The organism is Microbispora sp. CA-135349 (assembly GCF_050947365.1).
Classification (GTDB): Bacteria; Actinomycetota; Actinomycetes; order Streptosporangiales; family Streptosporangiaceae; genus Microbispora.
The window spans coordinates 1,520,111-1,540,408 of sequence record NZ_CP192001.1 but is presented as its reverse complement, the minus strand read 5'-3'; the positions used below and the strand labels follow the sequence as shown (position 1 = coordinate 1,540,408).

General features: G+C 70.0%; 15 protein-coding genes. 6 read left to right on the top strand and 9 right to left on the bottom strand.

Features of this window, described 5'->3' with window-relative positions; genetic code table 11:
• Window positions 1-20: 20 nt before the first annotated feature.
• Window positions 21-1,532: a CDP-alcohol phosphatidyltransferase family protein gene (locus tag ACQPZZ_RS07570; RefSeq protein ID WP_432930179.1), complete on the bottom strand. Its 1,512-nt coding sequence runs from the start codon at window positions 1,530-1,532 to the stop codon at window positions 21-23.
• Between the two features lie 169 nt (window positions 1,533-1,701).
• On the opposite strand from ACQPZZ_RS07570, the gene ACQPZZ_RS07565 reads away from it, so the two are divergent.
• From ACQPZZ_RS07565 to ACQPZZ_RS07555, 3 genes are read left to right on the top strand one after another with little or no spacing between them, the layout of a single operon-like run.
• Window positions 1,702-3,108: an SDR family NAD(P)-dependent oxidoreductase gene (locus ACQPZZ_RS07565; RefSeq protein WP_432930177.1), complete on the top strand. Its 1,407-nt coding sequence runs from the start codon at window positions 1,702-1,704 to the stop codon at window positions 3,106-3,108.
• A gap of 34 nt (window positions 3,109-3,142) precedes the next feature.
• Window positions 3,143-5,020 carry a CDP-glycerol glycerophosphotransferase family protein gene (locus ACQPZZ_RS07560; protein ID WP_432930175.1) on the top strand — a complete coding sequence of 626 codons (1,878 nt, stop codon included), beginning with the start codon at window positions 3,143-3,145 and terminating at the stop codon, window positions 5,018-5,020.
• Window positions 5,021-5,040: 20 nt separating this feature from the next.
• Complete coding sequence (locus ACQPZZ_RS07555) at window positions 5,041-5,652, top strand: Uma2 family endonuclease (protein WP_432930173.1); 612 nt, start codon at window positions 5,041-5,043, stop codon at window positions 5,650-5,652.
• Here the strand turns inward: ACQPZZ_RS07555 and ACQPZZ_RS07550 are convergent.
• Window positions 5,629-6,687, bottom strand: coding sequence for a glycosyltransferase family 2 protein (locus ACQPZZ_RS07550; protein ID WP_363639843.1), 1,059 nt, complete (start codon window positions 6,685-6,687; stop codon window positions 5,629-5,631). The genes ACQPZZ_RS07555 and ACQPZZ_RS07550 overlap by 24 nt on opposite strands.
• Before the next feature lie 195 nt (window positions 6,688-6,882).
• Between ACQPZZ_RS07550 and ACQPZZ_RS07545 the strand changes: the two genes are divergently transcribed.
• Window positions 6,883-8,268, top strand: coding sequence for an LCP family protein (locus ACQPZZ_RS07545; protein ID WP_432930171.1), 1,386 nt, complete (start codon window positions 6,883-6,885; stop codon window positions 8,266-8,268).
• Window positions 8,269-8,321: 53 nt separating this feature from the next.
• Here ACQPZZ_RS07545 and ACQPZZ_RS07540 read toward each other — a convergent pair whose 3' ends face one another.
• The 4 genes from ACQPZZ_RS07540 to ACQPZZ_RS07525 all read right to left on the bottom strand — a co-directional run bounded on the left by ACQPZZ_RS07540 (window position 8,322) and on the right by ACQPZZ_RS07525 (window position 11,578).
• The gene (locus ACQPZZ_RS07540; RefSeq protein ID WP_432930169.1) at window positions 8,322-8,636 is read right to left on the bottom strand and encodes a hypothetical protein; all 315 of its coding nucleotides are present in this window, start codon (window positions 8,634-8,636) and stop codon (window positions 8,322-8,324) included.
• Between the two features lie 93 nt (window positions 8,637-8,729).
• Window positions 8,730-9,914 (bottom strand): serine hydrolase domain-containing protein, encoded by a 1,185-nt coding sequence (locus ACQPZZ_RS07535; protein ID WP_432930167.1) that lies wholly within the window; start codon window positions 9,912-9,914, stop codon window positions 8,730-8,732.
• 40 nt (window positions 9,915-9,954) lie between these two features.
• Complete coding sequence (locus tag ACQPZZ_RS07530; RefSeq protein WP_363639708.1) at window positions 9,955-10,332, bottom strand: hypothetical protein; 378 nt, start codon at window positions 10,330-10,332, stop codon at window positions 9,955-9,957.
• A 424-nt stretch (window positions 10,333-10,756) separates the two neighbouring features.
• Window positions 10,757-11,578 (bottom strand): response regulator, encoded by an 822-nt coding sequence (locus ACQPZZ_RS07525; protein WP_432930165.1) that lies wholly within the window; start codon window positions 11,576-11,578, stop codon window positions 10,757-10,759.
• A gap of 371 nt (window positions 11,579-11,949) precedes the next feature.
• Here ACQPZZ_RS07525 and ACQPZZ_RS07520 point away from each other — a divergent pair, with 371 nt between their 5' ends.
• Window positions 11,950-13,206 carry a hypothetical protein gene (locus tag ACQPZZ_RS07520; protein ID WP_432930163.1) on the top strand — a complete coding sequence of 419 codons (1,257 nt, stop codon included), beginning with the start codon at window positions 11,950-11,952 and terminating at the stop codon, window positions 13,204-13,206.
• Between the two features lie 173 nt (window positions 13,207-13,379).
• On the opposite strand, the gene ACQPZZ_RS07515 is transcribed toward ACQPZZ_RS07520, so the two are convergent.
• On the bottom strand, window positions 13,380-14,477 hold the full coding sequence (locus ACQPZZ_RS07515; RefSeq protein ID WP_432930161.1) for an FUSC family protein: 1,098 nt from the start codon (window positions 14,475-14,477) through the stop codon (window positions 13,380-13,382).
• Between the two features lie 731 nt (window positions 14,478-15,208).
• Here ACQPZZ_RS07515 and ACQPZZ_RS07510 point away from each other — a divergent pair.
• On the top strand, window positions 15,209-16,816 hold the full coding sequence (locus tag ACQPZZ_RS07510; protein WP_432930159.1) for an ABC-F family ATP-binding cassette domain-containing protein: 1,608 nt from the start codon (window positions 15,209-15,211) through the stop codon (window positions 16,814-16,816).
• Window positions 16,817-17,000: 184 nt separating this feature from the next.
• On the opposite strand, the gene ACQPZZ_RS07505 is transcribed toward ACQPZZ_RS07510, so the two are convergent.
• Window positions 17,001-18,656 (bottom strand): glycoside hydrolase family 44 protein, encoded by a 1,656-nt coding sequence (locus ACQPZZ_RS07505; RefSeq protein WP_432930157.1) that lies wholly within the window; start codon window positions 18,654-18,656, stop codon window positions 17,001-17,003.
• A 351-nt stretch (window positions 18,657-19,007) separates the two neighbouring features.
• Window positions 19,008-20,171, bottom strand: a complete 1,164-nt coding sequence (locus ACQPZZ_RS07500; protein WP_363639691.1) for an acyl-CoA dehydrogenase family protein — start codon at window positions 20,169-20,171, stop codon at window positions 19,008-19,010.
• Window positions 20,172-20,298: the final 127 nt, after the last annotated feature.

Genomic DNA, 20,298 nt, shown 5'->3' with positions numbered 1-20,298 from the left:
GATTCGCTCGCTACGCTCGCTCACGCGAAGGACCTCGCCATCCGCCCGGCGGCCGTGTAGGCCAGCGCCACCGCGCCCCAGCCCAGCAGCGCGAGGAACGTCACCCGCGCGTCGAACAGCGCGGCCGTGACCGAGATCAGCGCCATCCGTTCTCCGATCGGCAGCACGATCATCTTCTTGGCCCAGTACGCCACGCCCCTCGCGCCGCTCAGCGCGTCGAGCCGCCGCGACAGCGCGAGCACCGATCCGGTGCCCTTCACGGCCGCCGCCGCGGGCGCCTCGTCCCACGGCACGGCCATCGAACGCGGGGCCGCCGCCCGCAGGCCCGCCGCCCTGGCCCGGTCGGTCACGGCTCCCGCGTAGGAGAAGTCGACCATGTGGCGGATCGTCTGGAGGACCATCGCGGCCACGGCCAGGGCCCAGATCTCCCATGCCTTGTCCGGCAGGGTCACGTATCCGGCCGCCAGCCCGACGTACACGAGGTATTCCTTGAGCCGGTCGCAGATCGCGTCGAGCCAGCCCCCGAGCGGGGAGAACCGGCGCGTGTAGCGGGCGAGCTGGCCGTCCAGGCAGTCGAGCACGAACGACAGGTAGAGCGCGACGGCGCCGACCACGAGCCCCGCGCGGTGGCCGTCGGAGAACCAGATCGCGGCGATGGCCGCGAACCCGACCGAGATGCCGGTCACCGTGTTGGGGGTCAGTCCGAGACGGGCGGCCGGGCGGATCAGGTGACGCGACCACGAGCTGACGCAGTAGGTGGTGAAGAAGCCGTCGCCGCTTTTGACGGCGGCGTCGAGCCTGGCCTGTGCCTCGTCGACGTCGGCCAGCTCTCGCACGGCGCGCTCGGCGGCCGGGCGCGTGCCGGCTCTCCCGCAGTGCAGGGTGCCCAGGGCGACGGCGTGCACCTGGACGCCGGCCCGCACCAGCCCGGTGAGCAGCAGTTCGGGCACCTCGCCGTCGCCGACGCGCCCGAGATGGCGGCGCTGGGCCAGATCGGCCAGGTCTTCGGCGATGTCGGCCAGCCCCGCCAGGTGGGCCTCCCCGATCTGGAGGACGCCGCGGAAGGTGCCGTTGGCCCATTCGACCTCGTGGAAGGACGTGCCCGCGGACACGACGCGACCCCACTCGGTCCGTACGGGCGGCCGCAGCGGGGCGGGGTCGCCGCTGGCGACGATCGCGCCGGTAGGGCGCGCGGGATGGTCGAGCAGCAGCGACAGCGCCTCGGTGTGCGCGACCACGTCGGCCGCCAGCACGGCGACCGGGGAGGTCGAGGCGCGGGCCGTCTTGGCGACGATCCGCAGGTCCTCGGCGAGCCCGTCGCTGACGCAGATCTGCCGCCGCGGGCCGCCGGTCTCCGCGCCCTTCTCCCACCCCCCTGCCTGGGCGTCCTGGCCGCGCACCACGATCAGCACCTCGCGGACCGGCAGGGTGAGGAGTTGTGCGGCGAGCCGCTCCAGGAGGCTGCCGTCCGACCGGGCGCCGTCGGACCAGGGCAGCCCGGCGGCCGGCGAGGTCGCGAGGACGACCGCCACCGTCTCTGTGTCCCGTGACGTACCGGGCTTGCTCGGATCCGCCCCCATATGGAAACCCGCTTCACGTCGACCGCACGTGCTCACCTCGCAAAGTAACCGAGTGATCACTAGGTGGCAATCACCTTCTCCGGCTTCCGGCACGGGTATGGTCTCCTCCGGGGAGGACAACATGATCGCCGAATCGCGTCTGCGCAGGGTGGGGGTGGTGCTGGCCGGCGGTGTCGGCCAGCGCGTGGGCCTCAACACCCCGAAACAGCTTTTGAAGATCGCCGGGAAGACGATCCTGGAGCACACCCTCGACGTGTTCGACGGCCATCCGGAGATCGACGAGGTCATCGTCCTGATGGCCCCCGGCTTCGTCTTCGAGGCCGAGGAGCTCGTCAGGAGGAACGGCTACACCAAGGTTCGCGGAGTGCTCGAAGGAGGCGCGAGCCGTACCGAGACGACCTGGCGGGCGTTGAGCGCGCTGGGCGAGCAGGAGTGCGACGTGCTGCTGCACGACGCGGTGCGGCCGCTGATCGAGCCCCGCATCATCAGCGAGTGCGTCGCCGCCCTCGAACGCTACGAGGCGGTCGAGGTGGCGATCCCGTCCTCCGACACCATCGTGGTGGCCGCGCCCGGCCCTCGTGGCGACATCATCCGCGACATCCCCGACCGTTCCCGGCTGCGCCGGGGGCAGACCCCGCAGTGCTTCCGGCTGTCGGTGATCCGGGCGGCGTACGAGCGCGCCCTGGCCGACCCCGAGTTCCCCTCGCTGCCGACGACCGACGACTGCGGCGTCGTGCTGCGTTACCTGCCCGACGTGCCGATCTACATCGTGCCCGGCAGCGAGCACAACATGAAGGTCACCCATCCCGTCGACGTCTTCATCGCCGACAAGCTCTTCCAGCTCGCCGAGAACACCGCGCCCGCGCTGGACGAGGAGGCCTACCGGGCCGGTCTCGAGGGCCGTACGCTCGTGGTCTTCGGCGGCAGCTACGGCATCGGCGCGGACATCGTCGCGCTGGCCAGGGGCTACGGCGCGAGCGTCCACTCCTTCTCGCGCAGCCAGAACGGCGTGCGCGTGGAGGACGTCGCCGCCGTCGAGGACGCGCTCGCCCGCGTGTACGCCGAGACCGGCCGGATCGACTACGTCGTCAACACGGCGGGCGTGCTGCACATGGGCAAGCTCGGCGAGTCCGGGCAGCACACCATCGAGGAGACCATCGGGGTGAACTACCTCGGACCGGTCAACATCGCCCGCGCGTCCGTGAAGTACCTGATAGAGACCCGCGGCCACCTGCTGCTCTACACCTCCTCGTCCTACACCCGCGGCCGGGCCGACTACAGCCTCTACTCCTCCACGAAGGCCGCCGTCGTCAACCTCACTCAGGCGCTCGCCGACGAGTGGGCCTGCCAGGGTGTCCGCGTCAACTGCGTCAACCCCGAGCGCACCGCCACCCCCATGCGGCTGCGCGCGTTCGGCGACGAACCCGCCGGAACGCTTCTCTCCCCCGCCGCCGTCGCCCACACCAGCCTCGATGTGCTGCTGTCCCGCCTCACGGGACAGGTCGTGGACGTACGGCTCAGCCGATGACCGCAACCATGTACGGAGGGACGGGCGCTCGCCCATGGGGGGAAACATCACGGGGCGCAGGGCCCCGAACGCACTGGTCGCGATAGCCCGGAGGCCGGCCCTGAGAAGCCTGGCCGGGGGACGCAGAGGCGCGTTCACCGCGCTCACGCTCGCGTCGTACCCGGCCCTGCTCGCGGCCGCCGTGTGGCCGCTGCCCGTGGCCTTCGCGGTGCTCGTGCCGCTGTCGTACGCCGTGGAGGCCGCGCTGCCCGGCCGGGCCGCGGCGGCGCTGAGCCGGGCCCATCTCGGGGCCACGGTCCGCTTCCTGTCACGGGAGACGGCGGCCGTCGTGCTGCTGGCGCGGCTGGCGCCGGGGCGGCCGTGGTCGTTCGCGGCGCTCGCGGCCGGGCTGTTCCTGTTCCACGGCCTGCGGGCGGTGCAGACGTGGCTCGCCGAGCACGTCGACCGCCGGCACAACCAGATGCCGGTGATGACCCGCAACATCGACCTGCCCGCGCTGCGGATCCCGCCCGCGCCGCCCGGTGTGCTGCTCACCCGGGGCGCCCGGCTGCTCCACCTCGACGCGCTCGCGGTCGTGCCCGCCGCGGTGACGGCGCCCATGAGCCCGGCTTGGACGGGCCGTGGCTGGGTGGGCGCGGGCTGGACCGGCGTCGCGGGCGCCGTCGTGGCCCTGGCCCTGGAGACCGCCGCCGTCGCCGCGCTGCTCGCCCACGCGCGGCGCGCCAGGCACCTGGGCGACCGGCGCCGGGTTCTCGCCGCCGTGGACGACTGGGTCGCGGCCTACCGGCCCGAGGTCGTCATGTACTTCTCCGGGCCGGTCACCGCGGCCTACCAGGCCAGCATGTGGCTCGGCACGCTGGAGCGGATCACGCCGAGGACGCTGGTGGTGCTGCGTGACCGGCCGCTGGCCACGGCCCTCGGCGCGACGACGCTGCCCGTCGTGTGCATCCCCTCGTCGGTCGACCTCATGAACTTCCGCGCGCTCGACGGCGTGCGGGTCGCGCTGTTTCCCGCCAACGTCGGCAACAACATCCACATGCTCCGCGTGCCGGGCGTGCGGAGCGTGTTCATCGGCCACGGCGACAGCGACAAGGAGGCGTCCTTCAACCCGTACACCAAGGTGTACGACGAGGTCTGGGTGGCCGGGCCCGCCGGGCGCGACCGCTACCTGCGCGCCCAGGTGGGTGTGCGGGACGAGGCCGTCGAGGAGGTCGGCCGCCCCCAGCTCGCCGGGGTGCTGCGCACCAGCCCGTACGCCGAGGGGGCGGCGCCGTACCGGACCGTCCTGTACGCGCCGACGTGGGAGGGCTGGAGCGACGACCTGTTCCACAGTTCGCTCGTCGCCATGGGCCCCGCGATCGTGCGCGCCCTGCTCCGCGAGCGGGTGCGGGTGATCTACAAGCCCCACCCGCTGACCGGCCACCGCTCACCGGCGGCCCGGACGGCGCACCGGAAGATCCTGGCCCTGCTGCAGGAGAGCACGGGAATGCCCCACGTCGCGGTCACCGGCCGGGAGCCGTCGCTGTACGAGTGCTTCAACGAGGCCGACGTGCTCATCTCCGACATCTCCAGCGTGGTGTCGGACTTCGTGGCCAGCGGCAAGCCGTACGTCGTCGCCAACGTGGCGGACCTGCCGCCCGACCGGTTCCGCCGGCGCTACCCGGCCGCCGGTGCGGCGTACCTCCTCGGGCCCGGCCTGGCGGAGCTGCCCGGCATCCTGCGCCGTCTCGACGCCCCGGGAGGCGACGACATGGCCGAGGCCCGGCGGGCGCAGCGCGCCTACCTGCTCGGTCCCGATCACCCGGACCCGCTGGCCCGCTTCGACGAGGCCGTACGGCGTGCCGCCGCCCGGGCCGAGGCCCGTGCCCGCTCCCTCGGCCTCGAAGCCCTCACCCCTTCCGCCCGCGACTGAATAAGCCGAGGAGGAGCCATATGGACGCTGTCGAAGCCCCGCCCGCGCCCGCACTGGCGCCGGTGCCCGGCCGGCCTCTGCCCAGGACGCCGCGCGAGCTGTACGACGCGCTGCCTCCGCTGCCCGGCCTGCAGACAGAGGTGATCGACGGTCGGCTCGTCACCCGCCTACGGGACGCTCCCGAATACGCGTCGGCGGCGATGCAGTTGTTCGAGGCGCTCCTGCCGCTCATGGACGACCGCGGTTGGCAGGCGTGGGCGGGAAACGTGGGCGTGTGCCTCGACGGGACCAACGAGCCGGTGGTGCCGGATCTCGTGCTCGCCCCGTGGGGCTGCCCGCGCTGGGGAGAGCGTGAGCTGCTGTCCTCGGGGCTGATGCTGGTGGCCGAGGTGGTCTCGAAGGGCAGCGCGGAGGACGACCGTCTCAAGAAGCCCGCGATCTACGCCGGGGGCGGCGTGCCGGTGATGCTCCTCGTGGACCCGCTGACGAAGCCGGCGTCGGTCACGGTCTACAGCGAACCCAAGGAGGGCCTCTACCAGGTGATCTCGACGGTGCCGTTCGGGCGGGAGATCCACGTCCCCCACCCGATCGGCTTCACGCTGGACACCTCAGTCTTCGAAGAGGTCCTCTAGCCTCGCCCGTTCGGGCTTGGGACGGGGCTTGCTGAGCTTCGGGGGGCTGGTCAGGAAGCCCGTCCCCCACGAGACGTGCATGGTGGCGTACACCAGCGGGAGCCGCACGAGCGCGGCGCCGGGCAGCCCGCGGCCGGTGAGGACCGAGCCCGCGAGGATCGCCGCGAGGTAGCCGCCGGGGATGATCAGGCCGGGCCAGAAGAACGGCGAGACCACCAGGCCCAGCGCCATCGCCGCGACGGCGGCGGGCGGGGCGAGATAGCGCAGGTTGATCGTGCCCTGGTGGGTGCGGGAGACGACCCGCCGCCAGCGGCCGTAGTGGAAGTACTGCTTGGCCAGCGCGCGCACGTTGGGCCGGGGACGGTAGGTGACGCGCATCCTCGGCTGGAACCACACCAGCCCGCCGGTCTCCCGGATGCGGTGGTTCATCTCCCAGTCCTGCGCCCGCAGGAAGTGCTCGTCGTAGCCGCCCACCCGGTCGAGGGCGCTGCGGCGGAAGACCCCCAGATAGACGGTGTCGGCCGGACCGGCCTGCCCGCCCGTGTGGAACCGGGCGTTGCCCACGCCGATCTTCGAGGTCATGGCACAGGCCACCGCCTGCTCGAACGGCGTGATCCCCTCGGCGGCCATGATGCCGCCGACGTTGTCGGCGCCGGTCTGCTCCAGCGTCTCCACGGCCGTACGCAGGTAGTCGCGGGGCAGGATGGCGTGCCCGTCCACCCGGGCGATGATGGGATTGCGGGACGCGGCGATGGCGGCGTTCAGCGCGTTGGGGGTACGGCCCGTGGGGTTCGGCACGACGACGACGCGGCGGTCCGCGGCCGCGATGGCGTCGGCCACCTCCTGGGTGCGGTCATGAGAGGGGCCCACGCTGATGACGACCTCGAGAGGGCCCTCGTAGTCCTGTTCGAGCACCTGCCGTACGGCGTCGCGCAGATGCCGCTCCTCGTTGAGCACCGGCATGATCACCGAGATCGGCGGCCAGCTCCGCGCGGGATTCTGGCTCGACTGTCGCGAGTCGGGAAAGGGCTTCATGGCGGCGCTCACGCTACTGTACGGAGGGGTGGAGACGGCAACCGGAGGACGGGAATGCCCGGCGAGGATCAGGAGGACTCCGGCGTCCGTATAGGGGGCGACGGGAACGGCGGCGTGAGAGTGACGGCGCAACGTGCCCGCCGTCGGAGAACAAGCCTCCGATCCCTGGTCATTTCGGGCTCGCTCTCCGGAGTCGTGCTGCTCGGTTCCGGCGCACTGTGGCTGCTGCCCAACTACGCCGCCGGAAAGATCCAGTCGGTGGACGCGGGCACGAGCGAGGCCGAATCCACGGGCGCGATGAACATCCTGCTGGTGGGCGTGGACAAGCGCGACAACCTGAGCAGGCGCCAGCAGAACCAGCTCCACCTCGGCCGCGACGTCGGCCAGCGCACCGACACCATGATGGTGATCCACCTGTCGGAGGACCACCGCAAGGTCACCGTCGTCAGCCTGCCGAGGGACACCTGGACGACGATCCCCGGCAAGGGAGAGCACAAGATCAACTCTGCGTACCAGTTCGGCGGCGCCAAGCTGGCCGTGAAGACGGTCGAGCAGGCGACGGGACTGCGCGTCAACCACTACGTCGAAGTCAACGTGCTGGGGTTCATCGACGTGGTGGAGTCGCTCGGCGGGGTCACCGTCTGCACTCCGGTGACCATCGACGACCCGAAGACCAAACTGTCCCTGCAGCCCGGGACGTACACGCTGGACGGGGTCAAGGCGCTCGCGTACGCCCGCACGAGGGCCACGGCCCGGTCCGACCTCGACCGGATCGACCGGCAGCAGCAGGTCATCTCCGCGCTGCTCAGCAAGGCGCTCAGCGGCGGCACACTGACCAACCCCGCCAAACTCGCCGGGCTCGTCGATTCCACGCTCAAGACGCTCACCGTGGACACCGCCCTGGCCAAGGACCTGCTCGGCCTGGCCAACCAGCTCAAGGACGTCTCGACCGACGACGTGTCGTTCGCGACCGTGCCGCTGGCCGACGTGAACTACCACGCGCCGACGGGCGAGTCGGCGGTGCTGTGGGACAAGGAGGCCGCCCGCGACCTGTTCCGCCGCATCAACGCGGACCAGCCCCTCGTCGAACCGTCCGCGAGTGCCTCCGCGAAGGCCTCGGTGTCCCCTTCGGGTTCGCCCTCGGCGGCCGGCTCGCCGTCCGCCTCGCCGACGGCGCTCACGATCGCGCCCGGGCGCATCTCGGTCAAGGTGCTCAACGGGACGCTCATCACCGGCCTCGGCGCGACCACGAAGGCCCGCCTCGTCGAAGCGGGGTTCATGGTGCCCTCGCCTCCCGGTGACACGCCCCGCCGCGACTTCGCCACCACGGTGATCCGCTACCCGCCCGGCCGCGAGGACTCGGCGCGTACGGTGGCCGCCGCCATCCCCGGCGCCGAGTTGCGCGAGCAGCCGGACGTCGCCGGCATCGAGGTCGTCGTCGGCCAGAACAACCATGACGTGAAGAAGGTGACGGTGGCCGAGCCGGTGGGCGAGCCGGTTGGCTCCGCCGCATCGGCGACGCCCGCTGCGCAGGCGACTCCCACGGCCCGCACCGCGACGCAGAACATCTGCAAGAAGTAACCGCCCCGGCCGCCACTCGCCTTCGGCTGCGGCAGAACTGCCGCAGCCGGGCCTCAGCCGAAAGCGTCCGGGGCGTAGATGTCGTCCAGGCCGATCAGGCGGATACCGGGGTCCTCGGCTGCCGACGCCCGCAGCTCGGCCGTGAAGCCCGAGCCGCCGTAGCAGGCCAGAATCGTGTCGCGGGTGTCGTAGCCCTTGGCGGCGAGAAGATCGCGGGCCCGGGCCAGCCGCCCCACGTGGTGGTGGCTCATCGTCTCCCCCCACTTCGCCTCCCCCAGAGACAGCAGCCTGCCCGCCCGGCCTCCGTCAGGGGGCGAGAAGACCGCCACATCGATCTCTATCCGCGTACGGTTCTCCGGGTCGTTCACGGTGCCCGCCCCCACTGTGGCCCGCGCACAGCCCAGGCACGGCACGGCACGACCCGGCACGGTGCGCCTGCGGCCGGGGCTGTCGCGGAGGTGCTACCGGGCCTGCGCCGTGATCGCGCCGCGGACCGCGTCGAGGAGCGTGGCGGCTCTCCGGTCCGGTACGCCTTCCTGAATGCGGTTCATGACGTACCCGAAGGCCATGCCGGTTGCCGGGTCGGCGAAGCCGAGCGACCCGCCGTAGCCGGGGAAACCGAAGGCGGTCGGGCTGTACCAGAAGGCGTCGGAGGTCGGTAGGCCGAAACCGGTGGCGATCCGGACGGGCACGCGCAGGACGCGGTCCACGCCGCTGACCTGTTCGGCGGTCGCCGCCGCCAGAGTGGCGGGTGAGAGGACGCGATGCCCGTCGACCTCACCGATGAGCGCGGCGTAGAAGCGGGCCAGCGCGCGTGCGGTGCAGATGCCGTTGGTCGACGGCATCTCCGCGAGCTGCTCGGCGGGGTTGTCGTGGTTCGGCATCGGCGTGACGACGGTCATCGCCCGCATCGTCAGTGACGTGGGATCGGCGTAGGCGCTCATCACCTCGCGCGCGGGCTCGGGCAGGGCGTCGAGGTCGATCCCGGCCAACGCGCCGAGGTCGATCGAGTCGGCGACGATCCGGCTGACCCGATGCTGCTCGGATTCCGGCAGCCCGATCCACAGGTCCAGGCCGAGCGGTGCCGCGATCTCCTCGGCGAGGAACGTGCCGAGACTCCGGCCGGTCACCCGGCGGACGACCTCGCCGACCAGCCAGCCGTACGTGTGGGCGTGATAGCCGTGATCGGTGCCCGGCTCCCAGAACGGCCGCTGGGCGGCCAGTGCGGTCACCATGGGGTCCCAGGCGATCGCCTCCGCCGGAGTGATCGGGTGATCGAGCGCGGGCAGTCCGGCCTGGTGGGTGAGCAGCCAGCGGACCGGGATCCGGTCCTTTCCGCATGCCGCGAACTCCGGCCAGTAGTCGGCGACGGGGGCGTCCAGGTCCAGCTCGCCGCGCTCGGCCAGCAGGTGCGCGCAGGCGGCGGTGACGCCCTTGGTGGTGGAGAACACCACCTGCAGGGTGTCGCGCTCCCAGCGGCGGCCGGTCCCGGGGTCGGCGATCCCGCCCCACAGGTCGACGACCTTCCGGCCGCGCAGGTAGACGGCGACCGCGGCGCCCACTTCCTGTCCGCCGGCCAGGTTGGCCGCGAACGCCTCACGTACCGCTTCGAATCCGGGTGCGGTCTCGCCGCCGATTTCGGGCATGCGTCATCGCCTTCGTGATGGGATTGATCGGGGGAAAGTGCTATCTCCGCCAATGTCCGATGAGCCAGGCGCAGATCTCCTGCTCGGTCATCTCGGGAAACTCTTCGGACAAGGTGACGAGCGCGCGCAGCGCTTCATCCCGGTCCATGCCTCGCGCCGCCGCTTCTTTCAGGTATTCCTGTCGGGCGGCGGTAGGACGTCCGCCGCCGACGCCACGGCCCGGCAGGCCGTTGCGCCACTCGGTGATTTCCGCCAGCCGATCAGGCCGCCAGCCGGGAGTTCCGTCGACCTCGACATCGGGCTCCGGGAACGGGTGCTCCGAATCACCGGGATAGCGGGAGCGCCACTTGTGCACCGCGTGCCGGCTCACGCCCAGCGCCTCGCCGATACCGAGAACGCCGAGGTATCGCTCGGTCATGGTGCACCAACTCTGTCTGTACGGGCCTCCTCCGCGGATCTCATTACTACCACGCCCAGGACGGAGCCCCGCATCACCGATGCGTCTAACCTCGTCCCTCCTAGAGACGAAGTTAGACCAGGAGACGGAACATCGTCAACAGAAGCCGGCGGGGCCGCTCGGGTTTCGGTGCACTGAATCGCTTCGGCCGGTGCTCGACGCGATGACCGACGTTCCCTCGCCGGAGCCGGAATCAACGAGCATGACCGCTCGAAGCGACTGCGGTTTCTGCCCCACTTCGCTCCGCGCCTTGCGGCGGGCGCTTTCGCCTGGCCCCAGGCGCACCCGCCCGTGTCATGGCCGGCGATCGTCGTGTACGCACTGGTGACCCGGCACCGCCGTCACCTTCCGGACGGCACCGCGGCATGCTCGATATCGCCGGGAATCAACCGGCCGAAGACTCGATCAAGCCCCACCTCATCGCAGTGGTGACCGCCGCCGTCCGGCCGGAGACGTCGAGCTTGCCGAAGATGCGATTCAAATGCGTCTTCACGGTGCTTTCACCTATGATCAGTGACCGTCCGATCTCGGCGTTCGACAGCCCCTTCGCCACCAGAGAAAGAACCTCCGCCTCGCGAGGAGTCAGGGGTTGTATGTCCGGCATGCTCATCCTGGACACGAGTTTCGTGGCCACCGGCGGAGCGAGAACCGTGCCTCCCTCGACGACCGTGGAAATCGCCGCGAGCAGTTCGATGGCGCTGGTCTCTTTCAACAGGTAGCCGGACGCTCCTGCCGCGATCGCCCCGAAGATGTCCCGATCATCCGCGGCACCGGTCAAGACCACCACCCGCGTCTCAGGGCGGTCGTCCAGGATGCGTGCGACAGTGTCGGCGCCGCCTCCGGGTGACATCCGCAGATCCATCAATACGACGTCGGGCCGCAACTCCCTCGCCCGGACGACGACCTCCTCCCCCGAGGACGCCTCGCCCGCGATCGCGATATGGGAGTCGGCGGCGAGGACGGCACGCAACCCTTCTCGAAATATCGGCTGACTGTCCGCTATGATCATTTTGATCATGAAAATCCCACTATAGAGCAGCTCCGAGCCGCTGTCGGCACACCTGTCGTCGTCAACTTCACCGAAGCGAGCAGGCGTGAACTGTCCCCATAGCCGCCAGGATGCTTCCCCGCCGAGATGGCCCGTGCCCGTTTCCCCGTGTGACGCTCGGGCGAACATGACTTTCATGGATGCCGGTTCGGCCGCCACGACCTAGAAAGTCGCCGCAGATGGCCATAGGCATCCACAAACCGTCGCGATCCCCGTGATGGCGTCGACCAACCCCACAAGGGTCGGTGATGTCGTTATCACTTTTATCCCACCCGCAACGCGCTCACAAGATCCTCATGCGGGGAAATCTCGCTTGCCGGATCACCCCGGCCGGCGTCCGCGGGCCGATGTCGTCTTTCCGGCCAGTTGTCTGAACTCAGCCGTTCCCGGATCATCTCTCAGAAAGGTGCACCCGAAGGGCAACGATGAAGACAATGCTCGCACTCCTGGGCGCCGCCGCGGCGGGGGCGTTTGTCGCGGTCCTCCTGTTATTGCGGACGGCGCCGGACGGCGGTGCGAATGAGGAGCGCGTGGCGTCAAGTTCCACCGGCGCGGCCTCCGTTTCCTCCGCGGCCTCCGCTTCCCCTGCGGCGGCCCGGAAGAGCGTGTTGCTGGATGTCGACGGCACCGTCATCGAGGAGTTCTCCGGCGACTGCGCGGGCAGCGGACATCCCTATCTCTGCCGTCAGGTCAGGAAGCAACTTCTCGCCGAGGACCCGCAACTGCTCACCCGCGACGGCCTGACGATCCGGACCACGATCGACCCGCGGCTCCAGCGGGCCGCGCAGCGGGCCGTCGACGCCTACGTCCATCGCGACGATCCGCAGCTCACCGCCCAAGTCATGATCGTTCCCGGCGAGGGCGCCGTCAGGGCGATGGCCACCAACCTCGATTCCGCCGACGGGCCGGCCTTCGCGCAGGGCACGACGGCGATGCCCTACGCCCTGACCGCCGCGCTCGCCGCAGGGCTGCGGTACGAGGACGGCTTCGTCGTCGCGGACGAATACCGCGCCCCCCGCCTCTCGGCGTTCAAGGACTGTGCGGGCCGGGCGGTCGGCGATATGAGGGCGGTCGTGCACAACCGGAAGGAGGGCGGGATCCGGTTTGTCACCCTGCGGTCGGGCACCCGGGACGCGGTGAACACCTTCTACATGCGGTTACAGGAGAAGGTCGGCCTGTGCGAGACCGTCAAGACGGCCGAGCGGCTCGGCCTCAGGAGCGCCGGCGAGGAACCGCTCCGGGAATTCGAGACGTTCGCACTGGGCTTCAACGAGGTCGATCCCATCTCGGTGGCCAACTCGTACGCGAGCCTCGCCGCCCGCGGCCGCTTCTGCGAGCCGAGGGTGATCGCCGAAATCCGCGACGGCTCCGGTGCCACCCGCTCCTTCGCACCGCACTGCGCGCAGGTCCTGGACCCGGCGGTCGCCGACGCCGTCACCGGAGTGTTGTCGGACGTCCTGGCGAGGAGCCCGCTCAAGGGCGTCGGCCGCGAGGCGGCGGGCATGCCCGGCATGGGCGACGCCTCCCGCACCGCCTGGTTCGCCGGTTACACCCCCGGCCTGGCCTCGGCCGTCAGCCTCGGCGACTCTCGTGGCCCGCTACGGCACCCGATGGTGGACGTCACCATCGGCGGCCGCCACTACGCGCATGTGGACGGCACGTCGATTCCCGGCCTGATCTGGAAGAAGGCGATGACCGAGGCGCTGCGCGGAACGCAGGAGACCCGGTTCGTCCGGCCGGAGACCGAGCGCTTCGGCGGCTGCCACGACGCCTGCCCGCCCCCTTGACCACATCCCCGATGAGCGGCCAAGCGCCGCTACTCCCGGGACGACGCGGTGAAGTCGCTATGGGAGCCGCCACAGCACCCGGCGCTGCTCGGATCCCGCTGCTCGTGAAGATACTGAGGCACGGGTGAACGCCCTCGCAGAGTAGAGGATGACGGCGGGCAGGGCGTTCGGCCTCAGCCGCGCATGCTCTCGTCGCTCAGCTCGTTCAGTGGGGTCAGCGTCGCCGAGGCCTCGTCGTGATCCATCCCGGTCGCCTCGAGCAGGTCGACGGCGATGGAGCGCAGCTGCGCGATGATGACGTTCGCCGAGAAGCCCAGGGTCTTGGGCCGCTCCCGCGCGGCGACGGCGAGCAGGGCCTGCCTGGCCAACGTCGGTTCGCGCCCGGCCCCCAGTTCGAGCTGGAGCAGCAGCGCCGCCTCCGAGACTTCGCGCAGCAACTCCGCCAGCGCCACCGGCGGCGGGCTCGGCTCCCCCATCGCCGCGAGCGTGCGGCGGACCAGCACGCGTGCGTTGCGCAGCGCCAGGTCCACCGGTAGGGCGGCGGTCTGATATCTGGCCAGCCTGGCCCGGTGGTGCCGGCGCAGCGGCGAGATCCTGATGATCTCCTTGCTGTTCTCCAGCGCCGCCGTGAACTCCTCGACCGCGGTCTGGGTTTTGCGTCCGCACTCCAGCGCCTCGGCCGCCAGGTCCATATCGCCCTTCTCGATGGCCTCCGCCGCCTGTTCCAGCACGGTGGAGAAGGCGTCCAGTACGCCGGACAGATGTTTGCCCGCGATGGTGAGAGGACTGGCGGGCAGCAAGGCGACCGCGACGATGCCGACGATGCCACCGGTGAGCGCGTCGGCCATCCGGTCAAGCCCGCCGCCGTCCTCGCCCGGCACCAGCATGGCGACCAGCACCGCGGACGACCCGACCTGCGACACGAACAGCTCGCTGCTGTTCAACAACCCCGCGACGGCCATCGCCAGCGCGATCACGAGCGCCAGCTGCCAGGGGCCCGAGCCGATCCAGGACACCAGCAGGTCGCCGACGCCCACCCCCAGACTGACGCCGACCACCAGCTCGGCCAGCCTGCGCAGCCGCTGCGCGTGCCCCACACCCACGCAGATCATCACAGAGATGGGTGCGAAGAGGGGGTGGGCGTGGCCGAGCAGATGAACGGCGGCGATCCAGGCCAGCGCGGCGCCCACGGCACACTGCACGATGGAGGGCCCGATCAGGCCGAACGTGCCCAGCCGTTTCCTCACCTGATCACCGAGCCACGTTCGCACCCCTCCACGATGTCGGATCTTTATGACATTGGGATCACATTTGCCCCGAAATCTTCTGATGTGAGCTAATCGGCGAAGGCCAGGGTGACGACAGCCTCCTGTCTGCCGGGCACCGGCAGCATCGCGGGACGCCGCCGGGACAACCAGAGCTCCACGGCCAGAGACGGCGTCGCTGCGCCGACCACGAGGACGGCGCGGGAAGCCGTTCCCCAACAGCGACTTCGTCAGGCCGGCCTCCTGCCGTGGCAGGAAACGGGAGGACCCTCACAACTGATAGGATCCGGGCCATGGAGATTGAGGTCGACAGAATCTAGCCACCGAACTGCCGGTGGCTTTCACCTGCGAGGAGCATCGCTCCCTCATCGGTGACGACTGTTCACTCCCTGCAGGGCCATTGGTCCGCCAGTTCATGGCGTTGACCTTCCTCTGTGAACCTCACCGGCACGTTCGCACCGCACCGACCTCGGTCACGAGTCTGTGCTCGCGAACGCGTGTGATGTCGATCTCGCCGTCTCTCCGGCTTCTCTCCGCTCCGGCAGCGGACCCGCCCGCTGTCGCATGTCGGCGGGCTTCCCCGTTGCCGGGATCGACTCCGTTGCCGCACTGACACCTGGCCAGGGGCCGGTTGCCCCTGTCAGCTCGCATTCCGGCGGCTGATCGCCTCGTCGTGAGCACTGATCCCCATCACATCCGTCCCTCGGTGATGGGCAGAGAGAAGAGAACCACCAATAATGTCCACTAAGTCCGCTATCACCCTCCGCGACCTGACGTTCGAATGGCCCGACGGCAGCGTCGCGCTCTCCGGCGTCAACGGCACGTTCACGACCGGCCGCACAGGCCTGATCGGCCGCAACGGCGCCGGGAAGTCGACCCTGCTGCGACTGATCGCCGGAATCCTGACCCCGACAGCCGGCCAGATCGACACCATCGGCGAGGTCGGCTACCTGCCGCAGACGCTCACCCTCCGCCAGGAGACGACCATCGCCGGGCTCCTCGGCATCGACGGCATCCTCGCAGCGCTGAGAGCGATCGAGGCCGGCGACGTCGACGAGCGGCACTTCGACACCATCGGCGACGACTGGGACATCGAGGCTCGAGCCGACGAGGCGCTGCACCAGATCGGTTTCACCGCCGCGGATCTGGACCGTCGGATCGCCGAAGTCTCCGGCGGAGAAGCGATGCTCATCGCCATCACCGGCCTGCGCATCCGCCGCACTCCGATCACGCTGCTCGACGAGCCGACCAACAACCTTGACCGGCCCACTCGAGCCAAGCTCGCCGAGTTCGTGGACGAATGGCCCGGGACCCTCGTCGTCGTCAGCCACGACCTCGAACTGCTGGAGCACATGGAGAACACCTCCGAGCTCTACGCCGGGAACCTCGACACCTTCGGTGGCCCCTACAGCGCCTGGAAGGAGCACCTGGAACACGAGCAGGCCGCCGCCGTTCAGGCCGCTCGTTCGGCCCAGCAGGCGCTCAAGGTCGAGAAACGCCAGCGGGTCGAGGCCGAGACCAAACTCGCCCGCAGGGAGCGCACCGCCAAGAAGACGCAGAAGGACGGAGGCATCCCGAAGATCCTGGCCGGCAACCGGGCCAGCAAGGCGCAGGCATCCGCCGGATCGCTGCGCTCCACCCTCGACGACAAGGTCCAGGCCGCCCAGGCCGCCGTGAACGCCGCCGACGCACGCGTCCGCGAGGACGAGCACATCAACCTCACGCTTCCCGACCCTGATGTCCCGCGTGGCCGCCGCCTGGCCGAGCTCCACGACGACGACCGCACCGTGGTCATCCAAGGACCCGAGCGAGTCGCCCTCGTCGGGCCGAACGGGGCCGGCAAGTCGACATTGGTCGAACAGCTCGTCCACGGCGGAACGCCGGCTCCCGGCCGAGCACACGGGAGACTCCTGACCGATCTGATCGGCTACCTGCCCCAGCGCCTCGACGGACTCGACGAAGGCGCGAGCGCCATGGCGAACGTGCAGTCGGTCGCTCCCGGCACGACGGCCGGAACGATCCGCAACCAGCTCGCCCGTCTGCTGCTTCGTGGGGACAGCGCCGACCGTCCGGTCAGGACCCTCTCGGGCGGCGAACGCTTCCGTGTCTCGCTCGCGAAGCTCCTTCTGGCTGAGCCGCCCGCCCAGCTGCTGATCCTCGACGAGCCCACCAACAACCTCGACATCGCCAGCGTCGAGCAACTCGCAGAGGCACTCGACGCCTACCGCGGAGCCCTCCTCGTCGTCAGCCACGATTTCACGTTCCTCGAACGGATCGGAATCGACACGGTCCTTGAACTCGGCACGGACGGGCGCATGCGCCAACGTCCCGACCTGAACGTCTAACGCCACAGCGGATACAGCGAACCCCGCCCCCCTTTACGGGAGGTGGGGTTTTCGCTGCTCAAGGGCTACTTGAAGGTGACCAGGTCTTCGCGGAGATCCTGCCGCTGGAAACTCTCGCCGCGAGGTGATCACCGTCCAGGCCGGGAGGGGTCGGCCGGCCAGGGCCGCTCCCTCCCGGGAACCATCAACGCCGATGCCCCGGTACGACCAGCAGGGTGATCGAGTTAGCCGGGTACGTCGCAGTGACCCGGCCCTGGTGCACCAGGAGATCGTCACCGCGCACGATCGAGCTGAGATCGGCCGGGCCGTAGGTGAATCGCTGTGCCTTGGCGTTGCCGTGCAGTCCGGCGATCGACAACGGTGAGGTCAGCTCACCGCCGGTCTTGTTGATGACCATCAGGGTCAGCGCCTTGTCGCGCGAGCGCTGCGCCCCGTACACCGCAAGCTGCCCTTGATCGCTGCTGGCCGCCGACACGCTCACGTCGCCGAACCGGCTCCCCGCGCCGTCATAGTTGCGATACATCCGGAACGCGTAGGCGCCGGGCTGCGTCGGCTGGGGTTCGCCCCAGATGGTCGCGAGGTCGAGACCCTCACGACCGAAGATGCCGAGAACGTCGGCCTGCGCCAGGGCGCCGTTGATGTCGTCCAGCGCGCCCCAGTTGTACTCGGTGATCGCGGTCTTCGTGCCGGGGTAGTACTGCGCGACCCACTCCTTCATCTTGCGGATGAACTGCAGCGGCGGCGCGTTCACGCCCGTGGGGCCGATCCAGGACTCCTCGACGTACGTCGGGTCCCACAGCGAACGCGTGGACCGCAGCCGCCACGCGTTGGACTCAGGGTCCTTGCCGCCGTTGATCTGCGGGTAGTAGTGCTGGTCGAAGTAGTCGAGCATGCGCTTGCGGCCGTGCGCGTCGCTGTAGTCCTTCATGTTCTTCAGGAACCACTGCGACAGGTTGAGCCCGCCGTGCGCGGCCGCGTCGGCGCCCGGCGCACAGCCGTCCACCCCGGACGCGACCCACTCGCAGTATCCCCAGCCGGACGGGCCGAGCACGGCCGCGCTCGGGTCGGCGGCCTTGATGGCCGCGGCGGTCGCGGTGCTCTTGCCGCCCAGCTCGTCGTACGAGACCGCCTCGGGGTGCACGTCGCGATGCGTGGAGTTCCACAACACCGGCTCGTTGTCGAGCTCGTAGATCGACACGCCGCCGCGCGCCGCCCTACCGAACTGGCTCACCAGATGCGACACCATCTCGCCGTCGAATGAGGCGTCCACCGGGATCGAGGTGTCCTCGGGCACCGCCCCGGTGAGGTTCGCGTTGTTGAGCCTGCCGTTGCCGCAGCCGGCGTCCCACTGGTCGAATCCGTCCTGAGCGGGGAACCGGCTGGCAGGGAATCCGCAGGCGAACGGATGCTCGGCGGGCGAGTCCTTGGCCACCCACCCGCTCATCGGCACGGTGACGACCTGTTTGGTGCCGCGGTCCCGGTTGGTCTTGACGAACGCCTCGACCGTGTTGTCGGGCCCGGCGACGATGTTCTCGAAGTACCAGTCGCTTCCCGTGTTGTAGGTGTGGTTCTTGAAGTTGTACCGCGTGCTCGCGTTGCCGCCCCAGCGCGCCACCGGCAGGCCGATCTCGGCGGCGAACGCCGGGTCGGCGCCGTTCATGCCGTAGATGTCCGGGCTGATCGCGTGCCGGGCGGCGGACAGGTCCACCGACAACGTGGGACCCGCTGCCGCCGCAGCCGGGTTCAGGGCCGCCTGGGCGGTCAATGTCCCCGCCACGAAGGACACCGCTACGCCGAACGTCGTGGCCGATCGCAGCTTCCGCCGCCGTTGAACACCCATCGCCGACGCTCCCGTCAATCGATCCACCGGTCGACAATCGAGGAGCCTGACCGGACGCTTCACCCGAGTCAAGGCGCCGCAGTCGCGCGGAGGCGGGCGGCCAGGCGGAACCGAAGAAACCCGGTCCCCCTGACTTGGGGCGTCTCCCGGTCAAGCCTTGGCCGCCCCGCAACGACCCGGCCGCGGTTCGGGAGGACAGCCTGAAAGTTGCACGCAGCCCACGAATCCGGCCTGGGGACCGCACCCTCTCTGACGGAACAGGGACGGAACAGCGATCGTTCAGAAGCCCTGTCAGGACACAGCGAACCCCGCCTCCCATATACGACAGGCGGGGTTTGCGCTGGTCAGGGGCTACTTGAGGAGCTGGCGGGCCATGACCATGCGCTGGATCTGGTTGGTGCCCTCGTAGATCTGGGTGATCTTGGCGTCACGCATCATGCGTTCGACGGGGAAGTCGCGCGTGTAGCCGTACCCCCCGAGGAGCTGCACCGCGTCGGTGGTGATCTCCATGGCGGCGTCGGAGGCGGCGCACTTGGCGGCGCTGGAGAAGAACGTGAGGTCCTTGACCGGGGTGCCGTTCATGGCCAGCTCCGACTTGGCGGCGGCGGCGTAGGTGAGCTGCCGGGCGGCCTCCAGCTTCATCGCCATGTCGGCGAGCATGAACTGCAGGCCCTGGAAGTCGGCGATCGGCCTGCCGAACTGCTTGCGCTCCTTGACGTACCCGACGGCGTAGTCGAGCGCGCCCTGGGCGATGCCGAGCGCCTGCGCGGCGATCGTGACGCGGGTGTGGTCGAGCGTGGCCAGGGCGGTCTTGAACCCGGTGCCCGGCTCGCCGATCATGCGCGACGCCGGGATCCGGACGTTCTCCAGGATGACCTGGCGGGTGGGCGAGCCCTTGATGCCGAGCTTCTTCTCCTTGGGCCCGAACGAGACGCCCTCGTCGTCCTTCTCCACGACGAAGGCGGAGATGCCCCGGGCGCCGGCCGCCGGGTCGGTCACGGCCATGACCGTGTAGTACTCCGACACGCCCGCGTTGGTGATCCACATCTTGGTGCCGTTCAGCACGTAGTGGTCGCCGTCCCGCTCGGCCCTGGTCTTCATCGAGGCGGCGTCCGAGCCCGCCTCCGGCTCGCTCAGGGCGTAGGAGAACATGGCCTCCCCCCGCGCGACCGGCGTCAGGTAGCGCCGCTTGAGCTCCTCGGACGCCGACAGCAGCAGCGGCACGGTGCCCAGCTTGTTGACAGCCGGGATCAGCGAGGACGAGGCGCACGCGCGGGCGACCTCCTCGATCACGATCACGGTCGCGAGCGCGTCGGCACCCGCCCCGCCGTACGGCTCGGGGATGTGGACGGCATGCAGGTCGGCGGCGACGAGGTCCTTGTAGACCTCCCAGGGGAACTCCTCGTTCTCGTCGGCCGCCGCGGCACGCGGGGCGATCTTCTCGTCGGCGAGGGCCCGGACCGTCTCGCGGAGCATCTCGTGCTCCTCAGCTGGGGCGTAGAGAGGGAAGCTCATAGCGCGATACTAGGACGTCCGAATAGAAAGTTACCAGTCAGTACGACGCCTCCCCTGACGCATCACCCTGACAGGGGTGAGGAAGTGATGTCCTGGCGTCGACCGTAGGGCCCCGGACCCGTACCGT